The organism is Pseudomonas sp. R43(2017) (genome assembly GCF_002112345.1).
GTDB classification, from domain to species: domain Bacteria; phylum Pseudomonadota; class Gammaproteobacteria; order Pseudomonadales; family Pseudomonadaceae; genus Aquipseudomonas; species Aquipseudomonas kribbensis.
In genome coordinates this window covers 223,478-233,227 of sequence record NZ_NEHJ01000012.1, presented here as the reverse complement: position 1 = coordinate 233,227, position 9,750 = coordinate 223,478, and the positions used below count along the sequence as shown (strand labels likewise).

Below are 9,750 nucleotides of genomic sequence, written 5' to 3'. Positions count from 1 at the left end.
ACCCAAGCCCGACCATACCCAACCACCCTCCCCGCCAACCCCAGCGGAAAATGAATCACCCCATGCGCCGTCTCCGGCAACAGATGCACCTCCACGTCCGCCGCCCTACCCCAACGCTCCGCCAGTTCAAGCGTGTCATCCCTGAGCGGATCCAGCTCCGCCGCAAACATCAACGCCGGCGGAAACCCGGTGAAGTCGCCGTACAACGGAGACAACGGCGGTTGCCGGCGTTCTTCGTCGCTCAATCCCGGCGTGAGCATTTGCAGCGCTTCAACCATCCCCGGACCATCCAGCAGCAAGGTATCGGGCCCGGCGTTGCGTACGCTGGGGGTTCCGGTCAGGTCGTAGACGCCGTAGTACAGCAGCGCCCCGCTCACCCGTTCGAGCATGTCCGGCCATTGTTTGAGTTGCAGCAGGGTCGCGACGGCGAGGTGGCCGCCGGCGGATTCGCCCACGACGATGACGGGGAGGTTCGCAAACTCGTGGCATTCATCGCTCAGCAGCCAGCGAGCCGCCGTGAGGCAGTCCTGCATGACGCCTTCGATCGGGGTCGAGACCACAAGCCGATAATCGACCGAGACCACGGCCACGTCGCAGGCTTTCACCATGCCGATGTTGAGGTGGTCGTTCATCTGTGCGTTGCCGATGACCCAGCCGCCGCCATGAAAATCCAGCACCACGCCTTTGGGTTTTGTCTTGGGTCGGATGATCCGCACTGGGACGGAATTGCCGTCGACACCCACCACTTTGCGTTCAGCCTCGAGCCCGTGCTTGAGCAACTTTTTCGCGCCGCCCAATTGGCTGAGGCGCAGCAGCAACTGAATCACTCGCGGCGTGATGCGATTGCGGATGCGAAAGCGCGGCAGCCGGGCGAGTTTCTTGTTGAAGGCGCGTAATTGCGCCAGTTCGTTTTCGTCGGCGGGCCAGTCCATTGATGTTTTCATTTCGTCCTTTTTATTCGCGGTTGTTGCGCAGAATGGAGAAATTCAACGCCGCCGCGACGCACAGCCATGCCAGGTAAGGGAACAGGATCAATCCGGTAATCACGTCCAGGCGCAAGGCCAACACCACCATCGCGGCGACCACCAGCCACAGCAGCGTGATGATCAGCATACCGGCGAAGATGCGATGGGCGCCGAAGAATACCGGTGTCCACAAAGTGTTCAATGCAATTTGCGCTGCCCACAAGGCGAGTACGGTTTCGCTGCCGGGCGTCAGAGTCAGACGATAACCGACCCACGCGAGCAGAAGGTAAATCGTTGTCCAGGCAACGGGAAACACCCAGTTGGGCGGTGTGAAGCGCGGTTTGACCAGCGATTGGTACCAAGGGCCCGGCTGGAAAATCATCCCGGTGCTCGCTGCCGCACCGCAGGCCAACAGGAAAATTAGAAAGGTCATCGTCTGTCCTTGGCTGATATCAGCGCGTTAGGTCTGTTCCTGCTTGGATGCCCGGAGCCATGCAAAAAGTTCATCGGCCGTTATCTCGCCTCGCTGATAGGAATAGGCAATGCTCAAAGACAAACCGACATAGGTGGGCGTTTCTTCGATGGATACCATGAGCTGAAACCCCAATCACCGGAGCCCGTCATGAACACCACCAAAACCCTTTTCATTACCGGCGTCAGCAGCGGCTTCGGCCATGCGCTGGCCAGGGAAGCACTCGCGGCCGGCCACCGCGTCATCGGGACCGTGCGCAAGGAAGCCGACTTGCACGCCTTTCAGTCGCTCTCCGTGGATAACGCCTACGGGGTGATGCTGGATGTCACGGACTTCGACCGGATCGACGGCGTCATTGCTGAAGTTGAAGCGACTCATGGCCCGGTCGATGTGTTGATCAACAACGCCGGTTACGGTCACGAAGGCATCTTCGAAGAGTCGCCGCTGGAAGACATGCGCCGCCAGTTCGACGTGAACGTGTTCGGCGCGGTTGCCGTGATCAATGCGTTTCTGCCGTTCTTTCGCCAGCGACGTGCGGGCCACATCATCAATATCACCTCGATGGGCGGCACGATCACGATGCCGGGTATCGCGTACTACTGCGGCAGCAAGTTTGCGCTCGAAGGCATCTCCGATACGCTGAGCAAGGAGCTGGCGCCCTTCAATATCTTCGTGACTGCCGTCGCGCCGGGTTCATTTCGTACCGACTGGGCCGGTCGCTCGATGCAGCGCACGCCGCGCAGCATTGCCGACTACGACGCCAGTTTCGATCCGGTGCGCAAGGCGCGCGAAGAAAAGAGCGGCAAGCAACTCGGCGACCCGCAAAAAGCGGCCCGGGCGATGTTGCAGATCATCGCCAGCCCGACACCACCGGCGCACCTGCTCCTGGGCAGTGACGCGCTGCGACTGGTGCGTGAAAAGCTCGAACACGCCGCCAGCGAGATCGATCAGTGGGAAGCGTTGACTCGCTCCACCGACCATTGAGTGGCCAATAGAGAGAACGCAATGAAGCAGGCCGACGCAGGCACCTCGCGCATGGTGCAGCTCATGGAAACCCTCGCACCGGTTGAGGGTTACAACCTCAGTGCGCTTGAAGGCGTGCGTTTCCTGCGCTCGAACCGGCCGCTGACCCGCACGCCGGTGCTGTACGATCCGGGTATCGTGATTCTTTGTCAGGGGCAGAAACGCGGTTATCTGGGCGACGACGTCTACGTTTACGACGCCCAGCATTATCTGGTGGTGTCCGTGCCCATCCCCTTCACCATGGAAACCGATGCGTCGGAGGCCGAGCCGATGCTCGCGATCTACATGCACCTCGACTTCCAGTTGGCCAGCGAGTTGATGCAGCAAGTGGATGACCTGCACGGCCCGAGCGATGCGCAACCCAAGGGCATGTACGCCTCACCGATGGACGACAAGCTCCGCACTTCGACGTTGCGTTTTCTTGAAGCGATGAGCATTCCCGGGGACGCGCAGATACTGGGCCCATCGCTGCTGCGGGAAATCTACTACCGCATTCTGACGGGCGAACAAGGCGGATCGATGCGTGCCGCGCTCAATCGACAGGGGCATTTCGGCAAAGTGACCCGGGCGATCCGCAAGATCCACAGTTGTTATCAGGAGCGCCTCGACGTCGAGCAACTCGCCCACGAAGCCAGTATGAGCGTGCCGAACTTTCACCTGCACTTTCGCGGCGTGACGGACACCTCACCCATGCAGTATCTGAAGTCGACACGTCTGCATCAGGCGCGACTGCTGATGCTGCGCAACGCCATGACCGCTTCGGCAGCGGCGTTCAACGTGGGTTATGAAAGCGCCTCGCAATTCAGTCGCGAGTTCAAACGCTTCTTTGGCAGAACGCCGCAGGCGGAGATCGAATGGATGAAGGCGACGTACGCCTTGCCTGCGCCGACTACGCCTTCGGAGTATGTTTCGTCGCATTAACTGGCGGGCAGGTTTTCCACGCTCGCCAGCAACTGAAGAAAACGCGCTTTTAGTACATCGTCCGCCAGCCTTGCGCTGGCGTATTCCCGCAAGCGTCCCAGTTCCCCGCTCGCAACCGCAAAGCCCTGCTGACCTTTCAGTTGTTGCGCATAGTCACCCAGCACGGCGGCTGTTTCGTTGCACAGCTCAAGTGATGCCAGCCAGACCTCGCCTTGGGACTGACCGTGAGACAGCTCCACTTGAAGCGCATCGATTGCCATGGCGATGGTTCTGAGTCGCACCAGCAATTCCTGCATGCGAAAAACCAACACTTCCTGATGACTCTCGGCGACTTGCCAACCGGGCTCCAGCGCCACGCGGGCCACCATCGCCTGGCAATCGGCCAACTCGCTCCACACCCGCAGATCACGGGGCGCATCGTCGGCTGTTCGTCTGGTTTTCAGCGAATCCGCGAGCCGGCCAACCAGCGTCGCCAATCGCTGACGCAGCGTTTCACCCTCTGCCTCGGGCCACAGAAAGGCGTGAATCAACAGGGAAATCCCGACACCCAACAGCACACCGATGATGCGATCACGAATCTCCGTCAGGTTGGTGCTGGGCTCGAATTGCTCCAGTAGCGCCAACGCAAAGGTGAACACGATCTGCACACCGGCGTAGCTGATGCGCTCGGAGCCGGCGGCGATCCAGGAACCCAGCGCAATCACCGGCAACGACATGAACAGCAGGCCGACGATTCCATCGATGTGCGGAACCACCAGAATCACCATCGCCAATGCCAAAGCGCTGCCTACCAGAGCACCACCGACGCGCAATGTCGCACGCATCCCGGTCGCGCCGAGGCTGGGTTGAGCGACGATCAGGCAGGTCAGCATGATGGTGTGAATGCCTTGCCAGTCCGTGCCCATGTAGAACAGGTAACACAGCGACGCGGCCAGCAGCGTCTTGACGGCAAACTGCGTGTACACCGGGTTTTCGAACGCATCCGGCACCCACATCGGCGGCCCCTTCGCCTTGGTTTCCGGGATGCTGTCAGGCGCCTGCACATTGAGAAAAGACAACAACTCCAGACGCATTTCCTCGTACACGCCGGGCAGACCGGTCGTATCGATCTGATCAAGAGCAGACAATCCCTCAGGCACCTGGCCCGTTTCCAGAGAAGCCTCCAGATCGAGCACGGCCTGACGCAATAATTCGGTGGCCCGGGCATTCGCTGTGGGCGGCGGCAGTTGAGCCGCCAGCGTCAACAGCCGGGAAATACTACTGATGCGTGCCAGATGCGCGGCCTGCTGACTGCGATAATCAGCGTCGCGCATGCAGGCGAATCGCAACAGTTGTTGCGAGGCCAACACGCTACGCTGAATCGCAGCAGCGCCCAACTCTACCCCGCTCTGCTCGCCGCTCAGACACCGGGCAACGATCAACAACTGTGAGCGCAGATGATTCTGCAATTGCCTGACGGGCTCCGCCGGCAACAGCAACGTGTTGACCAACAGCGTCAGGCCGATGGCGTAACTGACTGCCACCCACACCCACAGCACCAGACGCAAAACCGCCTCGGCCTGATCGGTCAGGTCGACGAAGGTCTGGGCATAGATCACCACAATGCCGACCACGAAAAACACCACACCGATCCGGGTCACACGAATCAGATACGCACTGCAGAAAAACAGCACGCTCGCGCCGAGAATTCTCAGGAGCGGGTATCCGTAGGTGAATTTCAGAAGCAGGATGGTCAAGCCGATGGCCAGTGTCGCGCCGACCAGAAACAGCATCCCGACCATGCGAGTCAGCACCACGTTGGTCTGCGTCACGTAGAAGACCACGATCAGCGAAAGCGCCAGCAACGGCACCTGCAGGGTCATCGAGATGATGATCACCAGCGCACTGCCGAGCAGCGTGCGCAGCAACAGGTTCATACGACCAGGATAGGGCTGAAGTTCATCGACCAGAAACCGGTACAGGCGCTCCAGACCGCCCCGGTTCCAGTCTTCCACCGAGTGTTTCATTGACCGGTCTTGGCCGGTTCGTCAGGGCGCAGTACCGCGACGGCCGAGGCGCCGATACGGAACAGTTCCGGGTCGGGATCCTGCACGGAGATCTTCACCGGAAAACGTTGCGAAACCCGGACCCAGTTGATGGTGCGCTGGACGCGCGGCAGGCCTTCGATGACGGTCCCGCCGTCATCCGGCAGCACGCCGAAACTGAGCGAGTCTACCCGCCCCTGAAAGCGCTTGCCGGTGTCACCCAACAGATAAAGGGTGGCGGACGTGCCGGCCTTGATGCCTTTCAGATCGGTCTCGCGAAAGTTCGCCACCACGTACCAGTGGCGCGTATCGATCAGGGTGAAGATCGGTTTGTAGGCCGAAGCGAACTGGCCGACGGTGGTGCGCAAGGAGGCGATGCGCCCGTCGAAAGGCGCGCGCACTTCGGTGAACTCCAGGCTCAGTTCGGCCAGAGAAATCTGCGCCTCAACCTCGGCCCGTTGCGCTACCAGCGCGTCCACACCACTGACGGCAGCCCCGGCCCGTTGCGCCTGCAATCGAGAGGCATTGAGTTCAGCGGCCGTCGAACGTTGCGCCGTCCGCGCCTGGTCCACGGCCTCCACGGACACGTAGCCCTTGGCGAGCAACTTCTCCAGCCGCTGCAGGGTGTCGTTGGACTGCGTGGCCTGCGCCCTCGCCCGCTCGACCGATGCCACCGCCGATGCGGCTTCGTATTGCTGGGCGTTCACGCTGCGTTGGGTCAAACCGATCTGATGATTGAGAGTCACCAGCCGCGCCCGGGCCTGATTCAGTGCGTCCTGATACGGACGCGCGTCGATGCGGATCAACAGATCGCCCTGCTTGACCAACTGATTGTCGCGCACCGGCATTTCGACGATCCGGCCGTTCACTTCCGGAACGACATCGATGGTGTCGGCGTACACGTAGGCATCATCGGTACTCGGCCGGGTTTCGGTTTGCCAGAGCACATAACCCAGCAACAGAAACGCCGCCAGCACGATCAGCAGCGCCGGCACACGGCTTGAATGCGGTTTTGCGTCGGGTTTATTCATGGCGGGCATTCATCCGTGGAAGACGACGAGCCACAACAGCATCGCCAGGAGTCCGGTCAGTGCCGGGTAACTCAGTGCCAGAGGAGAAATGCGTTCGCGCAGCGAATATTTGCCCAGGATCACGTGGATCGCCGTGGTCGCCAGAACGCCGCCGACAATGCAGAACAGCCAGTCGGGAAAAGCCGCACCGAATAGTACAAGCGAGGGGGACGTGGAGCATCCGCTGAGCAGGAGAACGACAGGTATCAGTGCCAGCCTGACGGGATCGAATGAAGGCATGTCTACCTCCGCGAGTGACGACTGACGCAAACCGGAACCTCTGGGCAAGGAATTGACCTGCGCACCTTACCGATCCGAAGACGGCCCCGATATTGGAAAAAAACATAACTTCGTTGTGACAGTAAACAACCGCAAAACCGGCCTGAAAGCGTTGTTGAACTGGCCTGGTGAACGTAAGAGTATAGAGCGCGCACAGACACTCGCCGGCGAGTGAAACCGACACTTCCAGGCGCAAAAAGGTGAACGCAATGACGCCCATTCCCACCCTCAGCGCTCGACTTGCAACGATCACCCGCGAGTTTGCGAACACCCCTTCCCTGCTCACCGCGAAGATCAACAGCCAGCTCAACGGGATGGCAGGCTACAAGGACCTCACGCCCGAAGCGCGCAAGGATCTGGAAAACTCCCTGAGCTACACCGCGCGCCTGTGGTGCGAAACGCTGCTGACCGGCGAGGGTCTGTCGCAGGACACTCGCCGTACGCTGAAGGAGATCGGTTGCCGGCGCGTCCATCAGGGCGTGCCCCTGCAATCGTTGATGCGCGGTTTCAGTCTGGGAGTGCGTGAAATCTGGAGCGGCTATCTGGAACTTGCCAGAGACGACGATGCGTTGAGCAAAGAGTTGTTGTTGCAAATCTCCGGCTACATGTTCGACTTCTTCGACGACATTGCCGAAGAAGTGGTCCAGGCCTATCTGGAAGAACAGATTCAGAAAGTTCGCTGGCGGGAACATCTGCACCAGCGGCTTTATCACTTCCTGCTGCACTCGCCGCAGGATACAGAAGGGTTCGAAGACACCCTGTCGGCACTCGGCCTCGACGCCAGCACGCCCCGCGTGGCACTTGCATTGGAACTGCCCTTGCGCCCGGTCCAGCCGTTGCAGCGCGAGGACGAATTCGACCGTATGACCCTGCAGGTTGCCCGGCACCTGAAGATTCCCGTCAAGGAGCTGATCCGCGTCTGGTATCGCGACAGACTGGTGATCTGGCTGCCGGGCATCAAAGGCGAAACCCTCACGCAATGCGACCAGCGCATGAGCGACAGCGCCGCGTCACTGCCGGGGTTGCTGCCGTCGTTGCGGGGTATCGGCATCGGTCTGCTGAATCAGGGAATCGCCGGCTGGATCGGCACGGCGGAAGAAGCGATCAAGGCCATCGACCTGTTCCCTTTCGACGGGGCCGAAGCACGTGTCAGACGCTACTCCAGCGTGCTCATCGAAGACAGCGTGCGCAGCCACGACAACACCCTCAGGTACCTGATGTCGCTCATCGAGCAACTCAGCCATGAACCCGAGCTGCTGCTGACGCTGGAAGCGTTTTTCTCGAGCGGCCGTCACCGCGCCCAGACCGCCAAGACCCTCGGCATCCACCCCAACACCCTCAATTACCGGACCGGACGCATCGAGAATCTGCTGGGCGCGGATCTGAATGACATCAACTGGGTGAGCCGGCTCGACACGGCCCTGAAACTTCGCCGGCATTCGATCAGCAAGGGACAGGAACGCTGAAAATTCAGGCGTTCAAGAGTCGCTTGGTGGTCGTCATCGCCGTGTCCAGCGACTGCCCGGTCCGTTGCAACTTGTTCAACAGACTCGCCCCCAGCCAGAGCTGATACAGGGTTTCCGCCAGCTGCCGGGCATCTCCGTCGGGCAGGCATTGATCGGCCTGGCCCTGCTCGATGCAGGTGGTGATGCGCGCCACCACGCGCTCGGCGCCATCGCGCAAGGTCAGGCGCATGGCTTCGGACAGATCGGCCACCTCGGCACTGAGCTTCACCACCAGACACTCGTCACCGTGCCCTTCCAGCGTGCAGCGATCCTGCCAGCCCTGCCAGTAATCCATCAGCCGCTCGCGGGCATTCAGGTCGGGCAGCGTCAGGCGCCGCTCCATGTCGGCGAGGTAACAGACGAAGTAGTCCTCGAGCAGCGCCTGGCCGTACAGCTCCTTGGATTTGAAGTAGTGATAGAACGAGCCCTTGGGCACACCGGCGGTTTGCAGGATCTCGTTCAGGCCGACACTGGTGAAGCCTTTCTCGGCCATCATCCGGTGGCCGGTGTCGAGCAGGTGTTGGCGGGTGTCGTCGTAGGTCGGTTTCATCGGGGCGCAGATTACCAGGCAATAGACCAGTCGTTTAACTCGAAGGAACGGGAGTTTGCCACACCGGTCCATGAAAAACATGCGGATAAAAAATTACTAGACGACTGGTCTAATTGGAATCTATGCTGCGCCCCGACAAACCTTTTCCCCGGTGTCGATCGTGTGCGAATCCCTCGCACACGATCGACACCCGACCCACCCAAGGTGCTCTATGAAAATCTTGATGGTTCTGACTTCCCACGATCAACTCGGCAACACCGGCAAGAAAACCGGTTTCTGGCTCGAAGAGTTCGCCGCGCCCTACTACGCCTTCAAGGACGCCGGCGCCGATATCACGCTGGTCTCGCCCGCCGGCGGCCAGCCACCGCTTGATCCGAAAAGCGACGAACCCGACGCCCAGACCGCCGAAACCGACCGTTTCCGCAAGGATTCGGCAGCGCAACAAGCGCTGGCAAACACCGGGCGCCTGGCCGATGTCAGCGCCGAGGATTTCGATGCCGTGTTTTATCCAGGTGGCCACGGCCCGCTCTGGGACCTGGCCGAAGACAAGCATTCGATTGCCCTGATCGAAGCCTTCGCCCGCAGCAACAAGCCTCATGGTTTCGTTTGCCACGCCCCGGGGGTGCTGCGGCATGTGCTCGGCGCTGACGGCAAAGCCTTGGTCAAGGATCGTGACGTCACCGGTTTCACCAATTCCGAAGAAGCGGCGGTCGGTCTGACGGATGTGGTGCCGTTCCTGGTCGAAGACGAGTTCCAGCGTCTCGGCGCCCGTTATTCCAAAGTCGCCGACTGGCAGGTACACGTGGTGACTGACGGGAAACTGGTCACTGGCCAGAACCCGGCCAGTTCCGCCGCTGTCGCCGAGAAACTGTTGAAGCTGCTCGGCTGACTTTTCAGCCGTCATCCACCTGGACGCCGTGCGCGTGTTGCACGGCGTATTT

10 protein-coding genes are annotated in these 9,750 nt (G+C 60.6%); 4 read left to right on the top strand and 6 right to left on the bottom strand.

Annotated elements, in window-relative coordinates:
• Positions 1–944: alpha/beta hydrolase (locus CAG02_RS29195; protein ID WP_085741060.1), on the bottom strand; the 944-nt coding region annotated here is incomplete at its 3' end.
• A 10-nt stretch (positions 945–954) separates the two neighbouring features.
• On the bottom strand, positions 955–1,398 hold the full coding sequence (locus CAG02_RS29190; RefSeq protein WP_085708550.1) for a TspO/MBR family protein: 444 nt from the start codon (positions 1,396–1,398) through the stop codon (positions 955–957).
• A gap of 189 nt (positions 1,399–1,587) precedes the next feature.
• Here CAG02_RS29190 and CAG02_RS29185 point away from each other — a divergent pair, with 189 nt between their 5' ends.
• The gene (locus CAG02_RS29185) at positions 1,588–2,421 is read left to right on the top strand and encodes an oxidoreductase (RefSeq protein WP_085708551.1); all 834 of its coding nucleotides are present in this window, start codon (positions 1,588–1,590) and stop codon (positions 2,419–2,421) included.
• A 21-nt stretch (positions 2,422–2,442) separates the two neighbouring features.
• A complete protein-coding gene (locus tag CAG02_RS29180) occupies positions 2,443–3,381 on the top strand; it encodes an AraC family transcriptional regulator (RefSeq protein ID WP_085708552.1) in 939 nt (312 codons plus the stop codon).
• On the opposite strand, the gene CAG02_RS29175 is transcribed toward CAG02_RS29180, so the two are convergent.
• Genes CAG02_RS29175 through CAG02_RS29165 form a run of 3 tightly spaced genes read right to left on the bottom strand, consistent with a single transcriptional unit; the run spans position 3,378 to position 6,715 of the window.
• Entirely contained in the window at positions 3,378–5,387 is a 2,010-nt protein-coding gene (locus CAG02_RS29175) for an FUSC family protein (RefSeq protein ID WP_085708553.1), read from the bottom strand. The two genes, CAG02_RS29180 and CAG02_RS29175, sit on opposite strands and share 4 nt — an antisense overlap.
• Positions 5,384–6,436, bottom strand: a complete 1,053-nt coding sequence (gene mdtN, locus CAG02_RS29170) for a multidrug transporter subunit MdtN (protein WP_085708554.1) — start codon at positions 6,434–6,436, stop codon at positions 5,384–5,386. The genes CAG02_RS29175 and mdtN overlap by 4 nt, the downstream gene beginning before the upstream one ends.
• A gap of 9 nt (positions 6,437–6,445) precedes the next feature.
• Positions 6,446–6,715, bottom strand: a complete 270-nt coding sequence (locus tag CAG02_RS29165; RefSeq protein WP_085708555.1) for a YtcA family lipoprotein — start codon at positions 6,713–6,715, stop codon at positions 6,446–6,448.
• Positions 6,716–6,963: 248 nt separating this feature from the next.
• Between CAG02_RS29165 and CAG02_RS29160 the strand changes: the two genes are divergently transcribed.
• Positions 6,964–8,220: a CdaR family transcriptional regulator gene (locus CAG02_RS29160; protein WP_085708556.1), complete on the top strand. Its 1,257-nt coding sequence runs from the start codon at positions 6,964–6,966 to the stop codon at positions 8,218–8,220.
• A gap of 4 nt (positions 8,221–8,224) precedes the next feature.
• Here CAG02_RS29160 and CAG02_RS29155 read toward each other — a convergent pair whose 3' ends face one another.
• Positions 8,225–8,809 carry a TetR/AcrR family transcriptional regulator gene (locus CAG02_RS29155; RefSeq protein WP_085708557.1) on the bottom strand — a complete coding sequence of 195 codons (585 nt, stop codon included), beginning with the start codon at positions 8,807–8,809 and terminating at the stop codon, positions 8,225–8,227.
• Positions 8,810–9,020: 211 nt separating this feature from the next.
• Here CAG02_RS29155 and CAG02_RS29150 point away from each other — a divergent pair, with 211 nt between their 5' ends.
• A complete protein-coding gene (locus CAG02_RS29150) occupies positions 9,021–9,698 on the top strand; it encodes a type 1 glutamine amidotransferase domain-containing protein (protein WP_085708558.1) in 678 nt (225 codons plus the stop codon).
• Positions 9,699–9,750 lie beyond the last annotated feature (52 nt).

Coding starts and splice junctions, on each gene's coding strand:
- mdtN (WP_085708554.1), bottom strand. CDS start 6,436: ATGAATAAACCCGACGCAAAACCGCATTCAAGCCGTGTGCCGGCGCTG.
- CAG02_RS29160 (WP_085708556.1), top strand. CDS start 6,964: ATGACGCCCATTCCCACCCTCAGCGCTCGACTTGCAACGATCACCCGC.
- CAG02_RS29190 (WP_085708550.1), bottom strand. CDS start 1,398: ATGACCTTTCTAATTTTCCTGTTGGCCTGCGGTGCGGCAGCGAGCACC.
- CAG02_RS29185 (WP_085708551.1), top strand. CDS start 1,588: ATGAACACCACCAAAACCCTTTTCATTACCGGCGTCAGCAGCGGCTTC.
- CAG02_RS29150 (WP_085708558.1), top strand. CDS start 9,021: ATGAAAATCTTGATGGTTCTGACTTCCCACGATCAACTCGGCAACACC.
- CAG02_RS29155 (WP_085708557.1), bottom strand. CDS start 8,809: ATGAAACCGACCTACGACGACACCCGCCAACACCTGCTCGACACCGGC.
- CAG02_RS29165 (WP_085708555.1), bottom strand. CDS start 6,715: ATGCCTTCATTCGATCCCGTCAGGCTGGCACTGATACCTGTCGTTCTC.
- CAG02_RS29180 (WP_085708552.1), top strand. CDS start 2,443: ATGAAGCAGGCCGACGCAGGCACCTCGCGCATGGTGCAGCTCATGGAA.
- CAG02_RS29175 (WP_085708553.1), bottom strand. CDS start 5,387: ATGAAACACTCGGTGGAAGACTGGAACCGGGGCGGTCTGGAGCGCCTG.